Origin of the sequence: Pedobacter gandavensis (assembly GCF_032678745.1) — a bacterium.
GTDB lineage: Bacteria > Bacteroidota > Bacteroidia > Sphingobacteriales > Sphingobacteriaceae > Pedobacter > Pedobacter gandavensis_C.
In genome coordinates, this window is the sequence record NZ_JAVTST010000005.1 from 1 (window position 1) to 25407 (window position 25407).

Here is a 25407-nt window from a genome sequence, read left to right on the forward strand (position 1 = left end):
CCTCCGCTTTTTCATTTAAGACTGACCTATCAGATCAATCCTTGACTAAAAGAAGTCTTAGTCGTTTGACAAAAATGGGTAACGGAAATCTTTAGGTGGATCAAAAGTTTCTTTGATCGTACGTGGAGAAACCCAACGTAAAAGATTGATCATTGAACCTGCTTTATCGTTAGTACCGGAACCTCTGGCACCACCAAATGGCTGTTGTCCAACAACAGCACCTGTACATTTATCATTTATGTAGAAGTTACCAGCTGCATTTCTCAAACGTTGAGTTGCTTTTTCAATCGCATAACGATCCTGAGCAATTACGGCACCTGTTAAGGCGTAGATAGAAGTGCTGTCAACAATGTCTAAAATCTCATCGAATTTATCATCATCATACACAAATAAGGTTAATACGGGACCGAATAATTCTTCGCACATAGTCACGTACTTAGGATCTTGAACTACCAATACCGTAGGTTCAATAAAGTATCCTTTAGATTTGTCGTAGTTACCGCCGGCAATAATTTCTACACTGCTGTCTTTTTTAGCTTCGTCAATGTATTTAGCTAATTTGTCGAAAGAGTTTCCGTCAATTACCGCATTGATAAAGTTACCGAAATCTTCAGTTCCGCCCATTTTGAACTGAGCAAGATCGCGGAGCATATATTCTTTTACCTTAGGCCAGATGCTCTTTGCTACGTAAACACGTGAGGCAGCAGAACATTTTTGTCCCTGGTATTCGAATGCACCACGGATAATCGCTGTGCTGGAAGATTCTGCTTCTGCGGAACCATGAACAAGGATAAAGTCTTTACCACCTGTTTCTCCAACAATACGAGGGTAAGTTTTGAATTTATGGATGTTATTTCCGATCGTTTTCCAGATATCCTGGAACACGCCTGTAGATCCAGTAAAGTGGATACCAGCGAAATCAGGGTGATTAAAGATCACTTCACCTGCTTCCGGTCCGGAAACATATACCAGATTAATTACACCATCAGGTAAACCAGCTTCTTTGAAAATCTGCATCAATACATTTGCAGAATAGATCTGTGTATTTGCAGGTTTCCAAACGATTACGTTCCCCATCATTGCTGCTGAAGTTGGTAGGTTACCAGCGATAGCAGTAAAGTTAAATGGTGTCAAAGCAAATACAAAACCTTCTAATGGGCGTTGTTCTACTCTATTCCATGATCCTTTAGGAGAAACCGGAGGTTGTTGTTTATAGATTTCCGACATATAACTTACGTTAAAACGAAGGAAGTCGATCAGCTCACAAGCGGCATCAATCTCTGCCTGGTAAGCATTTTTTGATTGACCCAGCATTGTTGCTGCGTTTAATTTATAGCGGTATGGACCTGCAATAAGATCAGCTGCTTTCAGGAAGATTGCTGCACGGTGTTCCCATGCTAAATTTTCCCATTTTGATTTTGCTGCCAGAGCAGCATCAATAGCTTGACTCACATGTTCTTTTGTTCCTTTGCTGTATTCAGCAAGAATGTGCTGATGATCGTGCGGAGGAGTCGCAGTTCCTTTATTTTCAGTATGAACTTCCTCTCCGTTAATGTACATCGGGATGTCAATTTTTTTAGAGCGGGCTTCGGCAATTGCGGCCTTCAAAAGTTCACGTTCTTTACTTCCCGGGGCGTAACCTAAAATAGGCTCGTTAACCGGAGTTGGTACGTTAAAAAATCCTTTAAGCATGATATAAAATATTGTTTGTACAAAGATAGCCTTTTATTTTGTTGCCCGGTAGCCCTCAATATGTATAAACTTCATGCATTACGCGCTATAATTCTTATTTTTGAGGCACAGCATGATAAAATACTTACGCTACCTGTTATTTCCTTTTTCCATCCTATACGGCATCGTAGTTTTTGTGAGAAACAAGCTCTATGATACAGGTATATTTAAAGCCACTGGCTTTGATATCCCAGTAATTTGCGTCGGAAATTTAGTAGTTGGTGGCTCCGGTAAAAGTCCGGTGACAGAATATTTGGTGCGTCTTTTTCCAGACCGCAAAATTGCCATATTAAGCCGAGGTTATGGCCGTAAGACCAAAGGTTTTATTCTAGCGGATGATCAGGCAAGTGCCGAGACGATAGGAGATGAACCAATGCAGTTTTACCGAAAATTTCCACAGGTTACCGTAGCTGTTTGTGAAGATCGGGTACTTGGGGCAACACGCCTACAGGAAGATCATGATCTGATTATTTTGGATGACGCTTACCAACATCGCGCCATTCGTGCGGGTTATTACATCCTCTTATTTGAATTTGAAAAGTTATTGAATCCGCAATTCCTCTTGCCTGCGGGAAATTTGAGGGAAAGTTTTTCCGGATATAAAAGAGCAGAATCGATACTGATCACCAAATCGCCGGAAGTGATCAAAGCCGAACAGGCAGTTAAATGCTTAAATAAATTTGAAAATAAATGGCAAAAGCAGACTGTTTTTTCTTCCCTATCCTATCAGGATCTGCTGCACTTAACTTCGGGAGAAAGCCGTTCATGCAACTCAATTACAGAGCGTACAACAGTGTTTTTACTTACTGGAATTGCCAATCCAAAGCCATTACTGCAGTATTTAGGGCAGTATAGTGCTAATATTCAACATCATGATTATCCCGATCATTACCGTTTTACAATTCAAAATGTCAGAGACCTGGTTAATGCCTTTAAAAGTGCGCCTGGTATAGAAAAAATCATCATCACAACAGAAAAGGATGCGCAACGTTTATTAGATGGAACTTTAAAAGAATTACTGTTAAATTTACCAATCTTTTATTTGCCCGTCAAAATAGGGCTAAGCGCAAAAGATAAAATTATATTTGATCAAAAAATTATAGCTTATGTTTCAAGTCATACACGAAACCGTTGAATATCTAAAACGTAAAACGAATGATTTCCAACCAGAAATTGGCATCGTTTTAGGAACTGGTCTTGGTGGACTGGTGGGTGAAATAGAAGTCGCACATCAATTGATGTATTCCAATATCCCGAATTTCCCGATTTCTACTCTGGAGTTTCATTCTGGTAAACTGATTTTTGGTACACTAAACGGTAAAAAAGTGGTGGCCATGCAAGGTAGATTACATTATTATGAAGGATATAGCATGCAGCAGATTACTTTCCCAATCCGTGTAATGAAAGCCTTAGGAATTGCGCATCTTTTCGTGTCCAATGCTGCAGGATCACTAAATCCCGACTTTAAGAAAGGGGATTTAATGATTATAAATGATCATATTAATTTACAACCAGAAAGCCCACTTCGTGGAAGAAATGATGCTGATATGGGGCCTCGCTTTCCTGATATGAGTCAGCCCTACCAACAATTGTTAATCAAGACTGCTTTGCAGATTGCAAAAGACAATGATATCGTTTGTCATCAGGGAGTATATGTTGCCGTAACCGGACCAAATCTGGAAACTAAAGCAGAATATAGATATTTACGTATCATCGGCGGCGATGCAGTAGGGATGAGTACTGTGCCTGAGGTGATTGTAGCCAACCATATGAGTATCCCTGTATTTGCCATTTCTGTATTAACTGATGAAGGCTTTCCAGAGGAGTTACAACCTGTGAGCCTGGAAGAAATTATTGAAACTGCAAGAATTGCAGAACCAAGAATGACAAAAATACTGAGCCAACTAATCTCTACTTTATAATGTATAAAAGCATTGCTTTATTTGTTTTTTGCTTTTTCCTTATAGGGAGTGGGCAGTTGTTTGCCCAGGATTTAAAGACGACGGTAAATGACAATAAATTACTGGACTCCTTAAGGAAGAAAGAAGAATCAGGGCTGGACTCTGTCATTTTTACTTCCCGTTTTATCAGGTATACTACCTTGAAGCTGACCAAAGACAGTATTCAAACCTTGCCACTGGATACCACATTAGCTGGTTTTCACAACTTCAGCATGATTGCGCAGCCAAGAAGACCAACCGTAGGTACAGGAAATTTAGGTTTGGCGGCAATGCCGATGTTGTTTGAACCTTCAAAAACCATTGGGTTTGATGCCGGATTTCATTCCCTGGATTTTTACGCTATTGGTCAGGATGATATCAAATACTATCAAGCTAGAACTCCATTTACCAATCTTTACTTCATCTCTGCCGGTGAAACTGAGGCAATATTCAAGGTTACCCATTCTCAGAATATTAAAAGAAATTGGAACATAGGTGCGAATTATAATAGAATTGGTGCTAATGGTTATTACCCAAGACAAAGGGGAGATCATTTAAATGCGGATATTTTTAACTGGTATCAAAGTCCAAATAAAAGGTATAACTTGTGGGTTGCTGCGATTTTCAACACGTTGAAAGCACGCGAGAACGGATCTATTTATAATGATAATATCTACGGAAAGAATAACAATTCTTTTGGTTTAGATCATTTATCTGAAGAAGTTCGATTGACAGACGCAGGACATATTTATCGCTCAAATTCTTTCATGATCAAACAAACCTATTTTGTAGGAAGGATCGATAGTCTGGCTCAGGAAATCTCAGATAAGATTCTACCTACCAATAAAATAGCTTATACTTTTAAATACAATACCAACGCTTATACTTTTCATAAAACCTCTTTGGATGATCATACGGCTATTCCTCCTGGGGTAGCAGATCTTTCGTTCACCTACGATAGTACTCGATACATGAATGTGCAGAATGAATTTATGTACAGTTTCTTCCTTCGTGGAAAGGGCAATTCTATCATTAAAAATGAGCTAAAATTAGATGCCGGAATTAGACATGACTTCTATAAGTACCATCAAGGGGTGTATTATCCAGGTAAGACAGAAACCTATTACGATTATAGTTCAACTTTTCAGAACATTACCCTATTAGGTTCTGCGGGGTACCGGTTTAGTAATCGTATCGACTTGAATGTAGATGTACAACAAATATTCCAGGGGAGGAATATCGGGGATTTTCTCTATGAAGCAAAAAGTAATCTCTTATTGAGTAAATCGGTAGGCAGAATTGTTTTGGGTGGTTTTTTTCAGAATAAGTCTCCCGAAGAAATTTATATCCGCTACTTTGGAAACCATTACAATTGGAGAAGAACAGATTTTAATCGAACCAAAACGGTTAATCTTTCCTTTAAATATGTGAATGATCAACTGAATTTTGAAGCCGGAGCAGAGTATTTTAGAATTTCGGATTATCTTTATTTCACAACACCCGCTCCAGGTGAGGGAGTTGCACTCGATAGTGCTTTTTATGCAAAGAATGCGAATAGGATTGTTCCAGCACAACTTGGTAGTCTAAATCTGTTAAAGATTACGGTAGGGAAAAAACTGAAATTCGGGAAGTTTAACTTTGATAGTTACCTGGTTTACCAAAAGACAGACCAGCCGAATATTTTGAGAACACCAGAGTTGTATGCATTTGCAAGCGTATTTCTAGACCATACCTTCTTTAAAGCCTTAAAAACAAATGTCGGATTTGATATCCGTTATAATACTCCATATAAAAACTATTCTTATTCTGCCCCTGCAGGACAATTTTACGTAGGACAGGCTACAACTTTCGACTCTACACCAATTCTGGATGTTTGGGTGAAAGCCAGTTTAAGAAAGGCCAATGTTTTCGTAAAGACGGATTATGCCAACCAAGGATTATTATCGAACGGATACTACTCAGTAAATCGTTATCCTATGATGGATAGAGTATTGCTGAAGTTTGGAGTTAGCTGGAGTTTCTACGATTAATCCACTATCCAAATCACTGCTTATGTTTTCTGCGGTTTCTTCTTAGCCGCAGGAAACAATACATTGTTCAGAATGAGTCTATAGCCAGGTGAATTGGGATGTAGATTCAGGTCTGTAGGCGGATCACCTACCGCATGCTGGTAATCCTCCGGATCATGACCACCATAAAAGGTAAACTGTCCCTTGCCAATTTCCCCATTCAGATACCTTACTTCTTCCGAGCCCTTGTTTTCTCCCAATACAGTAATATTTGGCTTCACTAACGATTTACGGAATGCAGTGGTTTGCCCCATAAATCCTTTGATTACCTTTTCATGATTTTGACTGAGCATAGTCGGTACAAGATCCCATTTTGCGGAGAAATCGAATAGTGTAAAAAAATCGTTGGTTTGGATTAATGCTCTGGTTTGGGTAACATCAATATCCGAGAACTCATAATTATTGGGATTATTATCCAGTTTGAAATCTTTGAATGCAAAAGTCTTTTTGTAGTCTAATTTTGACTGTGCCTGGGGATCTGCGCTATCTCCATCAAACATACTTTCACAGATGTCGACCCCTTCAGCACTTAATGCAATATCATAACTGTCTGTTGCAGAGCACATGGCGAATAGAAATCCACCTCCGGCACAAAATTCCTTTATTCTTTTGGCTACAGCGAGCTTCATTTCTGATACTTTAGTAAAGCCATTTCTTTTTGCAGTAGCTTCCTGAGTTTTAACATCTTCCCGATACCAGCCCGCATTGCGGAAAGCACTCCAAAAACGACCATATTGCCCGGTAAAATCTTCATGGTGCAAATGCAGCCAATCATACCCCGAAAGTTTATCTTTTAATACTTCATCATCGTAAACTACATCATAAGGGATCTCGGCATAGCGCAGCACCATCGTTACCGCATCATCCCATGGAAGCTTGCTTTTTGGCGAATACACTGCGATTTTGGGTGATTTCTCTAGCTTTACCATCTCCATATTGACTTCCGGATCACTAATCTCATTGAGGATCGCTGTCACCTTTCCATCTGGCAGTATCTGATAAGAAACCCCACGGGTCTTACATTCATCCTCAATATTTTTATGGTATTGCAGCAGAAAGCTGCCTCCACGATAATTCAGTAACCAACTCACTTCAGCCTTTTGCTGAATGCTCCAATAGGCAATTCCATATGCTTTTAGATGATTCTTTTGATCTTCATCCATAAAAACAAGGATAGAAGAGGCTTTTAAGCCGAGGCTAAAAACCATTAAACATAACAGCAGGTATATTTTTCTTAAGGACATACTTTTATCAGGGTATATGCGAATGTAATTTTTTTGAACCTATAATAAAATTATTGTACTGAATAAACGTTTATAGGCGATAATCAGTATCCCTGGCTTTTTTACCAGTAATTAATATTCAGGAGTCATTTCAATTTACTAAATTTGGCATTTACAAAAAATTATCATGAGCAAAGCAATAATAAAAACAGATAAAGGTAACATGACTGTTCAGTTTTATGATCAGGATGCACCTAATGCCGTTGCTAACTTTAAGAAATTAGCTTCAGAAGGATTCTATGATGGCGTTACTTTTCACAGGGTAATTCCTAATTTCGTAATTCAAGGTGGATGTCCAAACTCTAAAGACCCGTCTAAAGCACATTTAGCAGGTACTGGTGGCCCAGGTTACAAAATTGATTGTGAGTTAACTGGTGAAAATCAATACCATGATCGTGGTGTATTGTCTATGGCACATGCTGGTAGAAATACTGGTGGTTCACAATTCTTTGTATGTCACAGCAGAGACAATACTGCTCATTTAGACAGAGTACACACTTGTTTCGGAAAAGTTATAGAAAATGTTGATATTGTTGACGATATCAAACAAGGAGATAAGATTATAGGGATAGAAGTAATTGAAGACTAGTTCTTACTTCTCAAAAACAAAATATTATGAATTTAAGAGGAATCGTTGCAGTATCTGGAAGACCAGGTCTATTTAAGCTGGTAGGACAAAATAAAGGCGGATACGTTTTAGAAAGTCTGGATGCTCAAAAAGTTAAGATTGTAGCTAACATTACTACAACTAAACTTGCGTCATTAGAAGATATTACCGTATACGGCGAAGATGACGATTTGAAGTTATTAGATGTTTTTGCAAATATCGTTGCTGCTAAAGGAAATGTTCCTGATGCAAAAGCTGATGCAAAAGATTTGAAAGCTTTCTTTTTAGAAGTAGCTCCAGGTCATGACCAGGAGAAAGTTTATACTTCTGATATGAAGAAAATTGTTTCTTGGTACCACTTGTTAAAGGAACTTCCACTTTTCAGTGAAGCGGCTCCTGAGGCAGTAGTAGACCAGGATGGTGTTAAAATTGAAGATAAAGCAGAGAAAAAGGTGAAAGCCAGTCCGAAGCCATCTAATACAAAAGCACCTAGTAAAGCTACTCAGCCGGCTAAAAAAGCTAGCATGACAAGCAAAAAAGGCGTTTAGTCATTATACTGAACGAAATAGGTTATAAGAAAGCCGGATCTTTAACAGATCCGGCTTTTATTTTTTAGTGTATTCCTGAGGGTTTGAAAATTGATTTGCCTTATCAGTTAAAGCCTACAAGTCTCTCCAATCCAGCTTACAAGTAAAACCAGATCAGCAGAAACGCGGCTATAGAAATGATAATAGCGATGATATAATTCATGCGGTCTTTTCTAGGGTTACTTTTATATTTATACTTTCTTTTGAAATCACTGGGCAATTGCATAATAAATCCTTTTTTATAAATGATGATGAATATCCTGGTTTTCCATAAGCAGGATCACACTATTCGTGGTGGTAAGGTTCTCCCTTTAAGATGCTAAAAGCACGGTACAATTGTTCTACGAAGAACAGACGAACCATTTGGTGAGAAAAGGTCATGTCTGATAGTGACATACTACCATTAGCTCTTTGGTATACACTTTCATCAAAGCCATAAGGACCACCAATGATGAAAATCAGGTGTTGTACACTACCAATCATTTGTTTGTTCAGGTAATTGGAGAATTGAATTGAGGTGTATTTTTTTCCTTTCTCATCCATTAGAATCACGGTATCCAGGTTACTCACTTGTTTCAGAATCAACTCTGCTTCTTTACTTTTCTGTTGTGCTTCTGTTAGGTTCTTTGTGTTTTTTACATCGGGAATGACCAGTAAGTTGAAGCCGATGTAATGCTTCAATCTTTTCAAATACTTCTCAATTCCTTCAATAAGGTATTTATCTTCGGTTTTTCCTACAACCAGTAATGTGATTTTCATTCGCTTAACATTGTTTAATCTTCATAAATCTGATCGATCCGATCTTGACTTTCAGAATAGATACTCGGTTCATGAAATTGTAATTTGTTCTATTTATTGCAGTTAAACCGGCTTAATATTGCCATTATGAGCGTTAAACTGCTCCTGCCTTCCTTGTGTATAGTTCTAATCCCTATATTTATCCAATTAGAGAACATCCAAAGATAATGGTAAAAACAAAAGATAGTATTTTAAAGGACTACCAAAATAACATTGCGGCTCAGGAAACACGAATTTCCGGCCTTAAAAAGAAACTCAACAACATCTCTTTTTCCAGATTAGGGCTGTTTGTCGCAGAAATTCTGATCATTGCGGCGATCATCAATCTAGGTTTTAACCCTGTGTTGACAGGCTTACTAGTGGTTCCTTTTGTTTTGTTTTTGCTGTTGGTTAAGAAACAAAGTGCCGTTCAGGAAGAATTGACTTATGCCGGGCAGCTGTTATGGGTATATCAGAATGAAGCCAATCAGCTGGGAACAGGAAAGAATGGTTATGATCATGGGGACCATTATCAGGACGAGCAACATCCTTATGCTTCAGATCTGGATATTTATGGTTCAGGCTCTTTGTATGCTTTTACCAACCGCTGTAAAACAGAAAGAGGGATGGATTTATTGGCGGAAAATCTGGGTAGACCAAATGATAAAGCCACTATATTGGCGCGTCAGGAAGCGATAAAAGAACTGACTACTCATATTGATCAGACCTTCCATTTCAGGGCCGAACTTCAAAATCATCAGCCTCAACAGTTGCGGGTAATTGAACGGAAATTAATGTATGATTTGCCAGAACAATTGCGATTTACCAATAAAGCAGGACTTAAATTCTATGTGAAAATTGTTCCTTACTTGTCTATGGTATTATTGGCCACAGCGATTATTGTAGGTGGAGCGATGTGGGAGATTTTTGCTTTATATGCTGTTTTCCATGCCGGACTTACCTTCTGGAATTTAAAAAACATCAATCAGGTTTATTATGGTTTTACTGGTGGTGCGGGCTTGTTGACTTCCTTTTCTGGTACCATCAAATGGACGGAAGGAGTAAAATGGAACAGCGCATATATTAAAAACCTATTTACAGAAAAAGAAGATGGACTAGCTGTAAGTGCCCAGATTAAACAACTGGCAAAGATTATTGAGGCCTTTGATGCGCGTTTAAATGTCATTCTCAGCACTTTTTTGAACTTATTCTTTTTATGGGATTTGAAATGCTGCATGTATCTGAACAAATGGCACAGTCAATATGCTACGCCAGTGATGGCTGGATTGGCCCGTGTAACTGCATTTGAAGAACTGATTTCCTTTTCAACTGTGGCCTATAATCAACCTGAATGGACTTATCCGGAGCTTCAGGATAATTTCAGCCTATCGGCTTCTGCACTTGGACATCCCCTGATCCCTCAAAGCACGCGTGTGTTAAACGATTTTCAATTAACAGTAAAACCTACTGTCGATATCGTGACAGGCTCTAATATGGCAGGAAAAAGTACTTTTCTAAGAACAGTAGGTATCAATATGGTGCTGGCTTTTGCCGGAGCGCCAGTATGTGCAGGAAAAATGTCACTGTCTATTTTTCATCTGCTTTCATATATGCGTATCAAAGACTCCTTAAATGATCAGACTTCTACCTTTAAAGCCGAGCTGAACCGGTTAAAAATGATCCTTGATGCTATTGGTATGTGTTCAAATTCGTTGGTATTAATTGATGAGATGTTGAGGGGCACGAATAGCCGAGACAAATACCTCGGCTCTAAAGTTTTCATTGAAAAGTTAATTGAACAACAAACACCAGCTTTATTTGCTACCCACGACTTACAGCTGTCGGAGATGATTGCCGATTATCCGGAAAAAGTTAGAAACTATCATTTTGACATTCAGATCAATGCAGGTGAAATGAACTTCGACTACAAATTAAAACATGGCCCTTGTACCACATTCAATGCGGCTTTACTATTAAAGGAGATAGGCTTAACGTTAAATTAATAGCTTATCCTCATATTAGCCTTTATTGAAACTGAGATTCCCATTAAAAACGAAAATCCAATGCAATAGTTTATACTTTGCAATAGGAATTTCTACCGAATAGGAATCTCAATTGACTGATTTCAATTGAAATACGGATCTCTTAAAGGAAAACTATGATTAAAGCGTCAGATTTTGGAACCGACTTTTCCTGGGGAGTGGCCACTGCTGCGGCTCAAATAGAAGGGGCTGCAGATGGATATGGCAAAGGCCCTTCTATATGGGATACCTTTTCTCTTCGCTCAGGAAAGATCAAAAAAGGACATTCTCCGGCCATTGCATGTGATTTCTATCACCAGTATAAAACGGATATTGCATTGGTCAGACTACTCGGTTTTTCGGTGTTTCGTTTTTCTATTTCCTGGCCAAGGATTTTGCCGGATGGCGACGGAATCCTGAATGAAGAGGGCATTCGCTTTTACCATGATGTAATTGATGAGTGTTTAATTCAAGGAATTACACCATACATTACCTTATACCATTGGGATTTGCCGGAAGCATTGGAAGCGGAAGGAGGCTGGACGGCCTTTGGCATCAATACTGCCTTTAATGCTTTCGTTTCTATCTGTGCGAAAAATTACGGAGATAAAGTGAAAAACTGGATCGTCTTGAATGAACCATTTGGTTTTACTTCTTTAGGTTATATGCTGGGCATCCATGCGCCAGGGAAAACCGGTTTAACAAATTTCTTTTCTGCGGTACACCATGCAGCTATCGCGCAGGCAGACGGAGGACGAATATTAAGAGCAGAAGTAAGTAAGGCGAACATAGGAACTAGTTTCTCTTGTTGTGAGGTCATTCCCTATACCCAAAGTGAATCCGATTTATTGGCAGCGCAGCGCGTAGATTGCCTCATGAACCGTTTATTTATTGAACCTACCCTTGGAATGGGCTACCCTGGTACCGATTGGGAAGTTATGGAGAAATTTTCCATTCAACATTCTACTTGGCGGCATACTGAACGGCTCAGCTTTGACTTCGATTTTATCGGTATCCAGAACTACTTTCCACTCACAGTCAAATACAATGCTTTTATTCCGGTGATACAAGCCTGGGAAGTAAAAGCAAAAAGCCGTAAAGTGCCCTATACTGCAATGGGCTGGGAGGTGAATGGAAATGGCTTTTATAATGTGATCAAGCAATTTGCAGCTTATCCTAAAGTCAAAAATCTGATAATTACCGAAAATGGGGCTGCTTATGCAGATAAGGTATTGAACGGAGCAGTCCATGATCAGGGGCGAATAGCGTATTTTCAAGAGTACCTTGCCGCTTTATTAAAAGCTAAAAGGGAAGGATTAAACATTACCGGGTATATGGCCTGGACGCTATTAGATAACTTTGAATGGGCAGAAGGCTTTAATGCCCGGTTTGGTCTGGTTCATAACGACTTTAAAACACAGACCCGTACCATAAAAGATTCTGGTTATTGGTGGCAGGAATTTTTATCACATTAAAAAACGGACTGATCATTTTAAATGGCCAGCCCGTTCGTTTTATATTAGCTTTTAAAAACCGACTATGCGTTTTTCTCAGCTGCTTCTCTACGGATGATGTTTAATGCACCACCTGCTTTGAACCATTCGATTTGTTGAGCATTGTAGCTATGGTTAACAACGATCTCTTCTTTAGTACCATCACTATGGTTTAATACCAATGTTAATGGAACATCAGGGCTGAAAGTTGTTAGGCCAAGGATATCAATAGTATCATCTTCCTGAATTTTATCGTAGTCTTCTTTGTTTGCAAATGTCAAACCAAGCATACCTTGTTTTTTCAGGTTGGTTTCATGGATACGGGCAAAAGATTTCACCAATACCGCGCGAACACCTAAGTGACGAGGTTCCATTGCCGCATGTTCGCGACTAGATCCTTCACCATAGTTTTCATCACCAACTACGATAGTGCCAATACCTGCTGCTTTATAAGCACGTTGAGTCGCAGGAACAGGACCATATTCGCCAGTCAATTCATTCTTAACATTATCTGTTTTTTCGTTGAAGTAGTTCACTGCACCGATCAACATATTGTTAGAAATATTATCTAAGTGACCACGGAATTTCAACCATGGACCAGCCATAGAGATATGATCCGTTGTACATTTACCTTTTGCTTTGATCAATAATTTCAGGCCTTTAAGGTCTGTGCCTTCCCAAGCTTTGAATGGATCAAGTAATTGTAATCTGTGAGAAGCTGGAGAAACCAATACTTCGACACCGCTACCATCGGCAGCTGGTTCCTGATAACCTGCATCATCCACATCAAAACCTCTTGGAGGCAATTCGAATCCTGATGGCGGATCCAGTTTTACCTGCTCACCATTAGCATTTGTTAAGGTATCAGTTAATGGATTAAAGCTCAAATCACCAGCGATAGCCAATGCAGTTACTAATTCAGGAGAACCTACAAAAGCAAAAGTGTTCGGGTTACCATCTGCACGTTTCGCAAAGTTTCTGTTGAAAGAGTGAACGATTGTGTTTTTCTCTTGTTTGTCAGCACCAACTCTGTCCCACATACCGATACATGGACCGCAAGCGTTTGTAAATACTTTAGCACCGATTTTCTCGAATACGTCTAAGAAACCATCACGTTGAATTGTGAAACGAATCTGCTCAGATCCTGGGTTGATACAATATTCAGCTTTTGCGGTTAAACCTTTTTCATCAACTTGTTTCGCGATACTTACTGCACGAGAGATGTCTTCATAAGAAGAGTTCGTACAAGAACCAATCAAACCAACATCAATTTTCATTGGCCATCCGTTTGCTGCAGCTACTTCTTTCATTTTAGAGATTGGCGTAGCCAAATCCGGAGTGAAAGGGCCGTTCAAATAAGGCTCAAGATCTGATAAGTTGATCTCAATGATCTGGTCAAAATATTTTTCCGGCTCTGCATAAACTTCTGCATCACCTGTTAAATGTTCTTTAATTTCATTTGCTGCATCAGCAACATCTGCTCTGTTTGTCGCACGTAAATAACGCTCCATGCTCTCATCGTAACCGAAAGTAGAGGTAGTTGCGCCAATTTCAGCACCCATATTACAGATGGTTCCTTTACCAGTACAGCTCATGCTGTTGGCACCTTCACCAAAATATTCTACAATTGCACCGGTACCACCTTTTACAGTAAGGATACCTGCAACTTTAAGGATTACATCTTTTGCAGAAACCCATCCACTCAATTTACCGGTTAATTTGATACCGATTAATTTAGGGAATTTAAGCTCCCAAGGTAGGCCAGCCATTACATCACAAGCATCAGCACCACCAACACCAATCGCCACCATACCTAAACCACCTGCGTTTACAGTGTGAGAGTCAGTACCGATCATCATACCACCTGGGAAAGCATAGTTTTCTAATACTACCTGGTGAATAATACCTGCACCTGGTTTCCAGAAGCCAATACCATATTTGTTTGAAACAGAAGCTAGAAAGTCAAAAACCTCTTTACTTTCTGTATTTGCTGCTGGTAAATCTACTTCAGCACCATATTTTGCAGTAATTAAGTGATCGCAATGAACTGTTGATGGAACAGCTACTCTTGGTCTTCCCGCTTGCATAAATTGCAATAAAGCCATTTGTGCAGTAGCATCTTGCATGGCCACACGGTCAGGAGCAAAATCTACATAATCAGTACCTCTTACGTAAGAAGTATTTGTATTACCATCCCAAAGGTGGGTGTAAAGAATTTTTTCTGAAAGTGTTAAAGGTCTGCCTACTAATTTACGGGCCGCCTCTACACGGGGGCCAAAGTTTGCATACACCTTTTTGATCATTTCTATATCAAAAGCCATTGATAATATGTGTTAAAAGGGTAAGTATTTTTATTATTTGTAGCGAATTTACGAAAAAAAACAGGTGCAGGTCATCATATGCAGATCATTATATTATTTATACATATTCTAAATAATGGAAAGTGATGGGATCAATTGTTATTCTGGTCATTTACGAACAGCGTTGTTCATTAATGAACACCAAAATAATCGGATCCCTTGATAAGGTGCAGATAAACAGGTAAATATTCCTAATTTTAATCTTGGCCTGAGCTTGGCTTATAGTCGTATGGAATTTACAAGGTGGCAAATTGATAGCCTTTTTCACTGAAATATTGTAAGGCGCGTGGCAAAGTATATTTTAAACGATCGAAAGCCTTTAGGCTGTCATGGAAAACAATGATCGCGCCATTACGGGTATGTTTAATCACGTTCTCGTAGCACTTTTCGGGGGCAAGCTGGGTGTCAAAATCGCCGCTTAGTACGTCCCACATGATGATCTGAAGCTCAGGGAACTCCGCCCGAAGGCTTTTGATCTGCGACTTTTTAATCCTGCCGTAAGGTGGGCGAAACAGATTGGTGTTGCAAAGCTTCTGGCATTGCCTGAAATTTTCAAGGTAAGTCACATCATCCGTTTTCCAACCCTTTAAATGGTTAAAGGTGTGGTTCCCGATGGCGTGACCATCCGCTTTCAACTGATTGAAGATTGCGGGGTGCTTTTGGATATTATCACCGATACAAAAAAAGGTGGCTTTCGCATTAAAGCTTTTTAAAGTTTTTAGTACGAAGTCTGTAACATCCGGTATGGGTCCGTCGTCAAAGGTTAAATAAATGACACTTTGAGTGCGGGTTTTGTGCCAAACCAGAGATGGGTAATACCATTTCAATAATAACGGAGATTTAACCAGATACATGTCCAAATGTAGTAAAATACACTTGTTGTACCTGCGAAATTTGCAAAATCAGTTAGTTGTTTATATTATTATTGTGAAATTAAAATTATGAGAAAGTTTACCAGCTTTAATGCGTTACCCAAGCTCAGCTTAGTTTTGTCATTAGCATTGATTACCGGTTTTGTGCAAAGCTCCGACGCACAAGAAGTGATTACCATCCAGGATGCGATTGAGAAAACCTTGAACAACAACCTTCAGGTAAAGCAATCCAAGTATAGCGAAGGCTTATCTGATGAAAATTTAAAGCAATCTAAGAACGCTTTACTGCCTACTTTGAATGGAAACAGCAGTTATAATGTAAACTTCGGAAGGAGTGTAGATCCATCCACCAATGCCTTTAACAGCTCTCAGTTCTCCTCGTTGAATGGGGGTATCTCTGCAGGATTCAATATCTTTCAAGGTTTTCAGAAGATGAATCAGATCAAGCAAAATATGCTTTTACTGAATGCAAGCAAGACCAATACAGAAAAAATCAAGAATGACCTGATCCTGCAAGTGGTGACGGGCTACCTTCAGATTCTTTATAACAAAGACCTTTTAAAGGCTGCAAAAGAGCAACAAACAGTAGCTAAAAAACAGTTGGATAGAGAACAACAGTTATTAGACGTAGGAAATAAAACGCTGGCAGATCTTTCTCAGGCAAAATCTCAATTGGCTACTGCTGATTTGACGGTTACGAATGCGGTTAATGCGTTGAGCATCTCTTACCTTACACTGGCGCAGTTGATGGATGTTCCTTCTTCAACTCAGTATGAAGTACAGGCTCCCTTATCTAACCTGATTGCGCCTGCCGCTGCAAATGGCAATGCCGAGGAGATTTATGATTCTTCATTGAAACTTTTTCCTGACATCAAATTGGCAAGTTTACGTGCCGAGGCTGCAAAAAGAGGTATTGAAATCGCTAAAGGAGGCTATTATCCGACCTTGTCAGTTGGCGCAGGCTTAAATACAAACTGGTCGAGTGGCAGACAACAATCGACACGTACTTCTGAAGTGATTGGTATGGTACCAGTAGGTGTTGTGGAAGGTACCGGTGCAATTGTAAACACACCTATATATAGAACGCTCACTGAAAAATATCATTTCAACGATCAACTTCGTGATAACTTTGGTCAGTACGTAGGTTTTAGCCTTCAGGTTCCCATCTTTAATGGTTTCCAGGCAAGATCATCGGTAAGAAAAGCAAAAATTAACCATTTGCAAAGTATAGCTGATGAACAATTGGCGAAGAACAACCTAAATAAAGTGATTTATCAGGCGGTTGCCGATTTAAAAGCTGCAGAAGGCCGATTAAGCGCGACCACCAATACCTACACGGCGCAAAAAGATGCATTTAATGTGATTGAGCAACGTTATGCAGTTGGATTGGTAAATTCTTTAGATTTTAGCACTTCGCAGTCCAATATGAATAAAGCGGAGATAGACATGATACAAGCGAAATATGATTTAATATTCAGGGCTAAAGTAATTGATTACTACCTGGGTAAACAGATCGTTTTTTAAACCATCACAAGACCCGATTGATATAAATATATAAACAAAAACAGATGAAACTAAAACCTATACTCATTACACTGGGCATCCTTATTGCCATAGTAGTTATTTTAAAGCTTACGGGCGTTATTGGTGGTGAGAAGATTGAAAAAGTGACGATTGAAAAAGCTGGAGAACGTACAGTAACAGAAACGGTAACTGCCAGTGGAAAGGTGCAACCTGAAACCGAAGTGAAATTAAGTTCTGAGGTTTCCGGTGAGGTAACTGAGCTATTGGTAAAAGAAGGCGATGTGGTTAAAAAAGGCCAGTTGTTGATTAAAGTTCGTCCGGATGTTTTGAAATCGGGTTATGACAGAGCAGTAGCTTCTTATAGCTCACAAAAAGCAGGTGTGGCTTCGGCCTTGCAGGTGATGAAACAAAATGAAGGTAATTTTGTGAATGCAGAAGCCACTTACAAACGTAATGTGGAGCTGTTCAAAAAGAAAGTAATTTCTGCTTCAGAGTTTGATGCCGCTAAGGCAGCTTATCTGACTGCAAAAACAAACCTTGCAAGATCTAAAGAAGACTATACTGCGGCAAAGTTCCAGTTGGAGCAATCTGGTGCAAATGTTCAGGAGGCGAATGCCAACCTTGCAAAAGCAACGATTTACGCACCAGTTAATGGGGTGATCTCTAAATTGTCTGTGGAATTGGGCGACCGTATTTTAGGTACGGCACAAATGGCAGGAACAGAAATCATGAGAATTTCGAACCTGACGACTATGGAAGTGAACGTAGATGTAAATGAGAACGACATCAACCGAGTAAATGTTGGCGATAGTGCTAAGATTGAAGTTGATGCTTTTGCAGATAAAAAATTCAAAGGTATAGTAACGGAAATTGCGAGTTCTTCTAAAGATATTGGAGCAACTACAACTTCAGTAGATCAGGTGACTAACTTTGTCGTGAAAATCAGAATCCTTGCAGATTCTTACGAAGGCGTTAAAGGGGGTGCTAAAGACCTTCCTTCTCCATTCAGACCAGGTTTATCGGCAACGGTAGATATTGAAAGTCAGTCGGAGAAAGGCCTGGCGATTCCAATCCAATCTGTATTTACAGAGAGCAAGAAAGCAGAGGATGAGAAAACCAGTGGCAATGATGAAAACAAAGACAAGCAAAAAACAAAATTAACTGATAAAACCGTTAAACAATTCGTTTACGTATTCAACAACGGAACGGTGAAAAAAGTAGCGGTAAGTACAGGCATACAGGATGATCAGTATATCATTATCAAGAGCGGATTAAAAGCCGGACAAGAAGTGGTATCAGGACCATACTCAGCAATTCAGAATAAACTGAAAGACGGAATGAAAGTAGAGAAAACTACTAAAGATCAATTGTTTGTCAACCCTGACAAAAAGTAAACTTTATCAATCATTTTTAAATGAGTAAATTGCCCCGGTTAAAACAATAACCGGGTTTTTTTTATTTAATACTGTATGATACCTAAAGTTGCAATGATTGGTGGGGGTAGTTGGGCTACTGCTATTGTAAAAATGCTTTCAGATAATGAGACACCAAAAGAAATCTATTGGTGGATGCGCAATGAAGAAGCGATTACTCACCTTCAAAAATATAAACACAACCCAAATTACCTGAGTTCTGTAGAAATCAGGCTTCCTGATGCACACATTTCAAAAGACATTGTACGCATCATTCAGCAATCAGATTACATCATTTTAAATGTTCCTGCTGCGTTTTTAAAAGAAACGCTGAAAGAAGTAACACCTGAACTGTTAAAGGGAAAGAAGATCATCTCTGCCATTAAAGGGATTGTTCCTGACGAGAACCAGATCATTGGCGAGTTCCTTCAACAGAAATACCAGGTGCCTTTGAAAGACATTGTCGTAATTAGCGGACCTTGTCATGCAGAAGAAGTGGCACTGGAAAAATTATCTTATCTAACCATCGCTTCTTTAGATGAGGAGTTATCCGCATTTTTTGCAGGATTACTGCGCAACAGATATATTAAAACCAATGTTTCTGACGACATCTACGGAACGGAATATGCTGCGGTATTGAAAAATATCTATGCAGTAGCCAGTGGTATTTGCCATGGGGTAGGCTACGGCGATAACTTCCAGGCCGTATTGATTTCGAATGCGATCAGAGAGATCAAAAGGTTTGTGGATGCCGTTCATCCAATAGACCGTGATATTAAAGAGTCTGCCTATCTGGGAGACTTACTTGTTACCGCTTATTCTCAGTTTAGCAGGAACCGTACTTTTGGCAACATGGTAGGGAAGGGCTATACTGTAAAATCAGCGCAGCTGGAAATGGCTATGGTGGCTGAAGGTTACTATGCTGTGAAATGTATGCACCACATCAACCTGAAATATAAAGTGGATATGCCAATCAGCAGGGCAGTATATGCGATTCTTTATGAGCAACATTCTCCACAGGCAGAAATGGGCTTATTGACGGAGCAACTCAATTAAAAAACAATTCTACAAACCGCTTGTTATCAGTTCATAAAAAATAATATAGCGCTATGAGAAAACAAATTTTAGTTGCCGGACTTGCATTGGTCTGCTTTACTGCATTCGCTTTTAATGCCAGTGCCCAGGAGAAAAAAGAATCCGTTGGTCAGACCATCAGTAAAACTGCCAAAAAGGTAGGGAATAAAACCGCTGAGGTTGCTGTTAAAGGCACCGCTAAGGTTGCTGATCAAACTTATAAAGGAAAGATGGCGCCTGATGGCTCTGACGTGTATATCAATGGTAAAAACAAGAAATACTATATCAATAAAAAGGGAGCAAAGATTTATCTGAAAGAGTCACAGATTAAAACCAGACCTGAGAAGAAAAATTAATCGGATGAGGGATACAGGTTGAGAAATCTGGACCATAAAAAAGGGCGATTTCCATATGGAAATCGCCCTTTTTCTGTATGATATGGGATTAAGATCTACGTCTTCTGTCGCCACTACCAGCACCGCTTCCGCCTTCGCGTCTGCCTGCACCACCAGCGCTTCCACCACGATCGTCACGACTTCTTCCAGAGAAATCTCTGAAACCACCGCCACCGCTTCCGCCTTCGCGTCTGCCGCCACCACCACTGCTTCTTCTATCGCCACCGCCGCTTCTTCCGCCGCCACCGTAACTTCCGCCTTCGCGTCTGCCACCGCCGCCACCGAATCCGCCACGACGCTCACCGCCACCACGACGTTCGCCGCCACCGTCTCCATCAGCAGTTTTCTCAATTCTAACACCACGGTTGTTGAATTCAACACCTTTGAAATTATTGAATAGAGAATCTACAGTTGCATCTTCTACTTCAAAGAATGAATACACACCTTTTAAGTCGATTTTGCCAATGCTTTTTCCACTGATTTTACCGTTGTTACATACGAAAGATAATAAATCACCTCTTGTAAAGTCATCTACCGAACCTAAGTTGATAAATAAACGTGTGTAACCTTCACTGTTTCTTGGACCTCTTTCACCGCGTTCTCCACGTTCACCTCTCTCACCGCGATCATCAGCCGAAGAATTCAAATCAGGAGCGTTTTTGTAATACTCTAAAAAGCGGTTAAACTCTAAAGATGCAAAACGTTTGATCACTTCTTCTTTGCTCAATTCAGCAAACTCATCCATAATTCTAGGGATGTATTGCTCAATTTGAGATTCGTTAACTTCTACATTGTGAACTTTGTGTACCAAAGCAAATAATTGCTTCTCACAAACGTCAAAACCTGTAGGTAAAGTAGCTTTGGTAAATGGTTTACCAATGATTCTTTCAATCTGACGGATTTTTCCAAGTTCTTTAGAGTTAACGATACAGATAGAAATACCCGTTTTACCAGCACGGCCAGTACGACCAGAACGGTGGGTATAACTTTCAATTTCGTCAGGTAATGAATAATTCACAACGTGTGTTACGTTCTGAACGTCAATACCACGTGCTGCAACGTCAGTAGCAATAAGCAACTGCATGTTACGCTCACGGAAACGCTGCATTACTTTATCACGTTGTTGTTGAGATAAATCTCCGTGTAAAGCATCCGCATTGTAACCATCTTTGATCAAGTGCTCAGCAACATCCTGTGTATCCATTTTGGTTTTACAGAATACTACCGCAAAGATCTCAGGGTTAAAATCTACGATACGTTTTAAAGCAGCGTATTTATCTCTAGCACGTACAATGTAGTACTCATGCTCAATATTTACGTTACCTGTGTTTTTGGTACCCATGGTTAACTCTACTGGAGAGTCCATGTAGTTTTTCGCTATTCTTCTAACCTCAGGAGGCATAGTAGCGGAGAATAACCAAGTTTTTTTGTCGTCAGGAGTGGTAGACAAAATGTCGTTGATGTCTTCCTGGAAACCCATGTTCAACATCTCATCAGCTTCATCTAAAACTACGTATTTCACATTCGTGAAATCAATAGCTTTTCTGCCAATAATGTCCAACATACGACCAGGTGTAGCCACAACAATTTGTACACCGTTTCTAATCTCACGCAACTGTTGCATAATGTTAGCGCCACCGTAAACGGCAACTACACTAGCACCAGAGATGTTTTTTGAGAAATTCTTGATGTCATTAGTAATCTGCAAGCAAAGCTCTCTCGTAGGGCATAAAATCAATGCCTGAGGCTTATTGCTTTTAAAGTCTATCAATTCTAACAGCGGCAAGCCGAATGCGGCTGTTTTCCCTGTTCCTGTTTGGGCCAAACCAACAAAATCGTTATTGCCCTCTAACAGTACAGGAATACTTTGTTCCTGAATAGGTGTTGGATTTTCGAAACCTAAATCCTTTACAGCATTAACAACGTCATCACTTATCCCCAATAATTTAAATGGGTTTATCATGTATATATATTAATTAAGCCGCAAAGATACAGTTAATTATTGGCATTTCAGGGTTGCGTAACTAAATAAAAATGAGGTAATTAATTATCGGAGCCTATCAGCGGACCTCAATAATTGCTCATCTTTTCGGATTCCGCGTAGTGCTAATGCGCAAAATATTAGACTGATAAGGGGAAGGAATGCGCCAATACCAAGGTTTACTGAAGCGATTCCACCGGGTATATTTTGTGCTGCATCAAAGATCCAGAAGCCCAAAAAAAGTGTCGAAATCATCGCAAAAATAATCAAACGCTTTTGCCCGATTCTTTTTTTGAAAGTGAATATCGTCGCAAAACACAGCATCGCTACCGCTACCGTATTCATAAATAATGGCTTGAAGTACTCAATTTTTCCGGCAACACCATTTGTCTTTTTGTATAAACCGGTGGCAAGGATCCAATATTCTGAGCCGGCAGACTGGCTGCTTACGATTGGGACGAACAATAAAAGTAATATGGTTATGCTCGCTAACAGGAGCCAGATGGATTGTACTCTTTGTATCATATCAGTTCAATAATTTCAACAAATATATTAAAAGGGCTATACTAACCAATCAATATCTTGATTCAAAAGATTAAATTTGCCCTATTGGAACCGAACATACAACGATATTTTATTGAATTGTCCTACAATGGGACTGCATTTCATGGTTGGCAGATCCAACCCAATGCCTTAACCGTACAGGAGTGTCTGGACAAAGCATTGTCCGTTTATTTCCGCCAACCGATTGCCTCTTTAGGTTGTGGCCGTACGGATGCAGGCGTTCATGCGACAGAGTTTTTTGCACATTTTGACCTGGAAATCCTTCCGGAAAAATCAGTCAACGTGGAAAGATCTATTGCCGGCATCAACTCTTTATTGCCTTATCAGATTGCAGTGAAAAGGGTTTTTTCGGTTGCTGCGGATGCACATGCCCGTTTCGATGCGACCCAAAGAGCCTATAACTACTACCTACATTTTCATAAAGATCCTTTTAAATTGGATCGATCCTGGTTGTTTAAAGGGGAATTAGATGTGCCTGCCATGAATGAAGCCGCAAAGCTGATTCTGGAGCATACTGACTTCTCCTGTTTTAGTAAATCCAATACCCAAACCTTTACCAACAACTGTAAGGTGACTGCCGCTTATTTTGAGGAAATAGAAGGTGGATTGAAGTTTACCATTTCTGCGGATAGATTTCTAAGGAATATGGTACGTGCAGTAGTGGGTACCTTAATCAGGGTGGGTAAGAAAGAAATTACCCGAAATGATTTTCAGGAAATTATGGAGCAAAAAAGCAGAAGCAATGCGGGGCAATCCGTTCCTGCCTGTGGTTTGTACCTTGTAAACGTTGTTTATCCTTATGTAACTTATTGATATGTCTAAAATAACTGGTGATGCGTTAAATGTTGGCTTATTGAAAAGAGTTTTTCAATATGTAAAACCTTACCGCAGTATCTTTATCTGGGCAATTATCCTGACGATATTATTGGCCTTAATTGCGCCTGCCAGACCTTTCTTAATCCAATATACCCTGGATCATTACATCATGAAAGGGGAGTATAGCGGTTTACTGAACATGACCATCCTGATGTTGGTCCTGTTGGTCGTGCAAGCAGGGATTCAGTTTTGTCAGACGCTGCTCACCAATACGCTGGGGCAGTCGGCCATCCGTGATTTAAGGATCAATGTGTTCAATCACATTACCAAGCTGCGGTTAAAATACTTCGACAATACGCCAATTGGACAACTGATTACCCGTACTGTTTCCGATCTGGAAACCATTGCAGAGATATTTTCCGAAGGATTAATTGTGATTATTGGTGATATCCTGATGGTGATTGTGATCATTGGCGTGATGATTTACAGGGATTGGTCGCTTACTTTTGTGGTATTGCTGCCGATGCCACTATTGATGATTGCGACTTCCGTTTTTCAAAAAGCCATCAAATCTGCCTTTCAGGAGATTCGGACTGAAGTGTCCAACCTGAATACATATTTACAGGAACACATTTCCGGGGTGTCTATTATCCAGTATTTCGCCAGAGAGCAGCAGGAATACAAAAAGTTTGTCAAAATCAATGCCCGTTATCGCGATGCCAATATCCGCTCTAACTGGTATTATTCTATATTTTTTCCGGTAGTGGAAATCATTTCTGCTATGTCCCTGGGCTTGTTGGTTTGGTATGGCTCTAAAAGTATCCTGGCCAAGCCAATGGATGTAACTCCGGGAACTATTGCCGAGTTCATTCTATATATAAGTATGTTGTTTCGCCCGATCAGGGAGCTTGCCGATAAATTCAATACCCTGCAAATGGGAATGGTAGGAGCGGAAAGAGTATTCAAAGTATTAGATACGAATGAGGTGACTGAAGATAAAGGAACCTATGCACCTGCAAAGATGGCCGGAGCAATTTCTTTTGAAAAGGTATGGTTTGCCTATATCGATGAGAATTATGTGTTGAAAGACATCTCTTTTGAAGTAAAGGCCGGGAAAACAATAGCCCTTGTTGGTGCCACCGGTGCCGGTAAATCTTCTACGATCAATATTCTGAATAGGTTTTATGAGATTCAGAAAGGGGCGATTAAAATTGACGGCGTTCCGATTCAGGAGTATAAACTGGATTTCCTGAGAAGGAATATTGCCACTGTATTACAGGATGTGTTCCTGTTTTCCGACACGATCTTTAACAACATCACCTTAAATAATCCTGAAATAGGAATGGAGGAAGTGATTGATGCTGCTAAAAAGGTAGGCGCCCATGATTTTATTGAGCGATTGCCAGGTGGCTATCAGTATAATGTAATGGAGCGTGGTGCAACACTTTCTGCCGGACAGGCACAATTGATTTCTTTCATCCGCGCATTGGTTTATAATCCATCTATTCTGGTGCTGGACGAGGCCACCTCTTCTGTAGATACGGAGACGGAAATGTTGATCCAGCGTGCCATAGAAAACCTGATGAAAGGAAGAACTTCTATTGTGATTGCGCACCGTTTATCTACCATTCAAAAAGCAGATCAGATTCTGGTATTGGATAAAGGAGAGATTAAAGAGGTTGGGACGCACCAGGAATTATTGAAACTGGATGGCTATTATAAACGGCTATATGATCTTCAGTTCAATTCGGGCGGAATTGTATCTGCTTAACAGTTATTGATATCGCGTAAAGCCGAAATAGATGCGTGGCAGAGGCCTAATGCACGAGGGCCTCTCTGGGCTAGTATTGGTGTTCTGCTAGGGGTTTGCTAGGCTTACAGCCTGAGCAAGGCCTGTCGAT

Annotated in this window: 20 protein-coding genes; 13 read left to right on the plus strand and 7 right to left on the minus strand. The window is 39.9% G+C overall.

From position 1 onward, the window contains the following. Positions 1 to 57 precede the first annotated feature (57 nt). The gene (gene pruA, locus R2S10_RS16275) at positions 58 to 1692 is read right to left on the minus strand and encodes an L-glutamate gamma-semialdehyde dehydrogenase (RefSeq protein WP_316841483.1); all 1635 of its coding nucleotides are present in this window, start codon (positions 1690 to 1692) and stop codon (positions 58 to 60) included. A 112-nt stretch (positions 1693 to 1804) separates the two neighbouring features. Here pruA and lpxK point away from each other — a divergent pair, with 112 nt between their 5' ends. From lpxK to R2S10_RS16290, 3 genes are read left to right on the plus strand one after another with little or no spacing between them, the layout of a single operon-like run. Next, positions 1805 to 2866 carry a tetraacyldisaccharide 4'-kinase gene (gene lpxK, locus R2S10_RS16280; protein WP_316841484.1) on the plus strand — a complete coding sequence of 354 codons (1062 nt, stop codon included), beginning with the start codon at positions 1805 to 1807 and terminating at the stop codon, positions 2864 to 2866. Next, complete coding sequence (locus R2S10_RS16285; protein WP_316841485.1) at positions 2838 to 3653, plus strand: purine-nucleoside phosphorylase; 816 nt, start codon at positions 2838 to 2840, stop codon at positions 3651 to 3653. Before lpxK ends, R2S10_RS16285 begins: the two co-directional genes overlap by 29 nt. Further along, positions 3653 to 5701, plus strand: coding sequence for a putative porin (locus R2S10_RS16290; RefSeq protein ID WP_316841486.1), 2049 nt, complete (start codon positions 3653 to 3655; stop codon positions 5699 to 5701). The genes R2S10_RS16285 and R2S10_RS16290 overlap by 1 nt, the downstream gene beginning before the upstream one ends. A 20-nt stretch (positions 5702 to 5721) precedes the next feature. On the opposite strand, the gene R2S10_RS16295 is transcribed toward R2S10_RS16290, so the two are convergent. Beyond that, positions 5722 to 6903, minus strand: coding sequence for an asparagine synthetase B (locus R2S10_RS16295; RefSeq protein WP_410478997.1), 1182 nt, complete (start codon positions 6901 to 6903; stop codon positions 5722 to 5724). Between the two features lie 247 nt (positions 6904 to 7150). On the opposite strand from R2S10_RS16295, the gene R2S10_RS16300 reads away from it, so the two are divergent. Next, positions 7151 to 7612, plus strand: coding sequence for a peptidylprolyl isomerase (locus R2S10_RS16300; protein WP_062550399.1), 462 nt, complete (start codon positions 7151 to 7153; stop codon positions 7610 to 7612). Positions 7613 to 7638: 26 nt separating this feature from the next. Further along, entirely contained in the window at positions 7639 to 8178 is a 540-nt protein-coding gene (locus R2S10_RS16305; RefSeq protein WP_316841488.1) for a DUF5606 domain-containing protein, read from the plus strand. A 324-nt stretch (positions 8179 to 8502) separates the two neighbouring features. On the opposite strand, the gene rlmH is transcribed toward R2S10_RS16305, so the two are convergent. Beyond that, positions 8503 to 8976 (minus strand): 23S rRNA (pseudouridine(1915)-N(3))-methyltransferase RlmH, encoded by a 474-nt coding sequence (rlmH, locus tag R2S10_RS16310; RefSeq protein WP_316841489.1) that lies wholly within the window; start codon positions 8974 to 8976, stop codon positions 8503 to 8505. 206 nt (positions 8977 to 9182) lie between these two features. Here rlmH and R2S10_RS16315 point away from each other — a divergent pair, with 206 nt between their 5' ends. Together R2S10_RS16315 and R2S10_RS16320 are read left to right on the plus strand one after the other, a co-directional pair. Continuing rightward, on the plus strand, positions 9183 to 10997 hold the full coding sequence (locus R2S10_RS16315) for a MutS-related protein (RefSeq protein ID WP_316841490.1): 1815 nt from the start codon (positions 9183 to 9185) through the stop codon (positions 10995 to 10997). A gap of 155 nt (positions 10998 to 11152) precedes the next feature. Then, the gene (locus R2S10_RS16320) at positions 11153 to 12490 is read left to right on the plus strand and encodes a GH1 family beta-glucosidase (RefSeq protein ID WP_316841491.1); all 1338 of its coding nucleotides are present in this window, start codon (positions 11153 to 11155) and stop codon (positions 12488 to 12490) included. Positions 12491 to 12552: 62 nt separating this feature from the next. On the opposite strand, the gene R2S10_RS16325 is transcribed toward R2S10_RS16320, so the two are convergent. Both R2S10_RS16325 and R2S10_RS16330 read right to left on the minus strand, forming a co-directional pair. Further along, positions 12553 to 14829: an aconitate hydratase gene (locus R2S10_RS16325; protein ID WP_316841492.1), complete on the minus strand. Its 2277-nt coding sequence runs from the start codon at positions 14827 to 14829 to the stop codon at positions 12553 to 12555. Between the two features lie 275 nt (positions 14830 to 15104). Continuing rightward, positions 15105 to 15722: a polysaccharide deacetylase family protein gene (locus R2S10_RS16330; RefSeq protein ID WP_316841493.1), complete on the minus strand. Its 618-nt coding sequence runs from the start codon at positions 15720 to 15722 to the stop codon at positions 15105 to 15107. A gap of 87 nt (positions 15723 to 15809) precedes the next feature. On the opposite strand from R2S10_RS16330, the gene R2S10_RS16335 reads away from it, so the two are divergent. From R2S10_RS16335 to R2S10_RS16350, 4 genes are all read left to right on the plus strand, one after another. Further along, complete coding sequence (locus tag R2S10_RS16335; RefSeq protein WP_316841494.1) at positions 15810 to 17264, plus strand: TolC family protein; 1455 nt, start codon at positions 15810 to 15812, stop codon at positions 17262 to 17264. 44 nt (positions 17265 to 17308) lie between these two features. Beyond that, on the plus strand, positions 17309 to 18658 hold the full coding sequence (locus R2S10_RS16340) for an efflux RND transporter periplasmic adaptor subunit (protein WP_316841495.1): 1350 nt from the start codon (positions 17309 to 17311) through the stop codon (positions 18656 to 18658). Positions 18659 to 18733: 75 nt separating this feature from the next. Continuing rightward, positions 18734 to 19732 (plus strand): NAD(P)H-dependent glycerol-3-phosphate dehydrogenase, encoded by a 999-nt coding sequence (locus R2S10_RS16345; protein ID WP_316841496.1) that lies wholly within the window; start codon positions 18734 to 18736, stop codon positions 19730 to 19732. Between the two features lie 53 nt (positions 19733 to 19785). Beyond that, positions 19786 to 20106 (plus strand): hypothetical protein, encoded by a 321-nt coding sequence (locus tag R2S10_RS16350; protein ID WP_316841497.1) that lies wholly within the window; start codon positions 19786 to 19788, stop codon positions 20104 to 20106. 88 nt (positions 20107 to 20194) lie between these two features. On the opposite strand, the gene R2S10_RS16355 is transcribed toward R2S10_RS16350, so the two are convergent. Together R2S10_RS16355 and R2S10_RS16360 are read right to left on the minus strand one after the other, a co-directional pair. Beyond that, the gene (locus R2S10_RS16355; RefSeq protein ID WP_316841498.1) at positions 20195 to 22108 is read right to left on the minus strand and encodes a DEAD/DEAH box helicase; all 1914 of its coding nucleotides are present in this window, start codon (positions 22106 to 22108) and stop codon (positions 20195 to 20197) included. 84 nt (positions 22109 to 22192) lie between these two features. Continuing rightward, positions 22193 to 22651, minus strand: a complete 459-nt coding sequence (locus tag R2S10_RS16360; protein ID WP_316841499.1) for a DUF4293 domain-containing protein — start codon at positions 22649 to 22651, stop codon at positions 22193 to 22195. An 84-nt stretch (positions 22652 to 22735) separates the two neighbouring features. Here R2S10_RS16360 and truA point away from each other — a divergent pair, with 84 nt between their 5' ends. Beyond that, on the plus strand, positions 22736 to 23503 hold the full coding sequence (gene truA, locus R2S10_RS16365; RefSeq protein WP_316841500.1) for a tRNA pseudouridine(38-40) synthase TruA: 768 nt from the start codon (positions 22736 to 22738) through the stop codon (positions 23501 to 23503). 1 nt (position 23504) lies between these two features. Beyond that, the gene (locus R2S10_RS16370; protein WP_316841501.1) at positions 23505 to 25277 is read left to right on the plus strand and encodes an ABC transporter ATP-binding protein; all 1773 of its coding nucleotides are present in this window, start codon (positions 23505 to 23507) and stop codon (positions 25275 to 25277) included. Positions 25278 to 25407: the final 130 nt, after the last annotated feature.

What these genes read in the sequence shown, in the direction of transcription:
- pruA (WP_316841483.1), bottom strand. Translation starts at nt 1,692, where the DNA reads ATGCTTAAAGGATTTTTTAACGTACCAACTCCGGTTAACGAGCCTATT.
- lpxK (WP_316841484.1), top strand. Translation starts at nt 1,805, where the DNA reads ATGATAAAATACTTACGCTACCTGTTATTTCCTTTTTCCATCCTATAC.
- R2S10_RS16285 (WP_316841485.1), top strand. Translation starts at nt 2,838, where the DNA reads ATGTTTCAAGTCATACACGAAACCGTTGAATATCTAAAACGTAAAACG.
- R2S10_RS16290 (WP_316841486.1), top strand. Translation starts at nt 3,653, where the DNA reads ATGTATAAAAGCATTGCTTTATTTGTTTTTTGCTTTTTCCTTATAGGG.
- R2S10_RS16295 (WP_410478997.1), bottom strand. Translation starts at nt 6,903, where the DNA reads ATGGATGAAGATCAAAAGAATCATCTAAAAGCATATGGAATTGCCTAT.
- R2S10_RS16300 (WP_062550399.1), top strand. Translation starts at nt 7,151, where the DNA reads ATGAGCAAAGCAATAATAAAAACAGATAAAGGTAACATGACTGTTCAG.
- R2S10_RS16305 (WP_316841488.1), top strand. Translation starts at nt 7,639, where the DNA reads ATGAATTTAAGAGGAATCGTTGCAGTATCTGGAAGACCAGGTCTATTT.
- rlmH (WP_316841489.1), bottom strand. Translation starts at nt 8,976, where the DNA reads ATGAAAATCACATTACTGGTTGTAGGAAAAACCGAAGATAAATACCTT.
- R2S10_RS16315 (WP_316841490.1), top strand. Translation starts at nt 9,183, where the DNA reads ATGGTAAAAACAAAAGATAGTATTTTAAAGGACTACCAAAATAACATT.
- R2S10_RS16320 (WP_316841491.1), top strand. Translation starts at nt 11,153, where the DNA reads ATGATTAAAGCGTCAGATTTTGGAACCGACTTTTCCTGGGGAGTGGCC.
- R2S10_RS16325 (WP_316841492.1), bottom strand. Translation starts at nt 14,829, where the DNA reads ATGGCTTTTGATATAGAAATGATCAAAAAGGTGTATGCAAACTTTGGC.
- R2S10_RS16330 (WP_316841493.1), bottom strand. Translation starts at nt 15,722, where the DNA reads ATGTATCTGGTTAAATCTCCGTTATTATTGAAATGGTATTACCCATCT.
- R2S10_RS16335 (WP_316841494.1), top strand. Translation starts at nt 15,810, where the DNA reads ATGAGAAAGTTTACCAGCTTTAATGCGTTACCCAAGCTCAGCTTAGTT.
- R2S10_RS16340 (WP_316841495.1), top strand. Translation starts at nt 17,309, where the DNA reads ATGAAACTAAAACCTATACTCATTACACTGGGCATCCTTATTGCCATA.
- R2S10_RS16345 (WP_316841496.1), top strand. Translation starts at nt 18,734, where the DNA reads ATGATACCTAAAGTTGCAATGATTGGTGGGGGTAGTTGGGCTACTGCT.
- R2S10_RS16350 (WP_316841497.1), top strand. Translation starts at nt 19,786, where the DNA reads ATGAGAAAACAAATTTTAGTTGCCGGACTTGCATTGGTCTGCTTTACT.
- R2S10_RS16355 (WP_316841498.1), bottom strand. Translation starts at nt 22,108, where the DNA reads ATGATAAACCCATTTAAATTATTGGGGATAAGTGATGACGTTGTTAAT.
- R2S10_RS16360 (WP_316841499.1), bottom strand. Translation starts at nt 22,651, where the DNA reads ATGATACAAAGAGTACAATCCATCTGGCTCCTGTTAGCGAGCATAACC.
- R2S10_RS16370 (WP_316841501.1), top strand. Translation starts at nt 23,505, where the DNA reads ATGTCTAAAATAACTGGTGATGCGTTAAATGTTGGCTTATTGAAAAGA.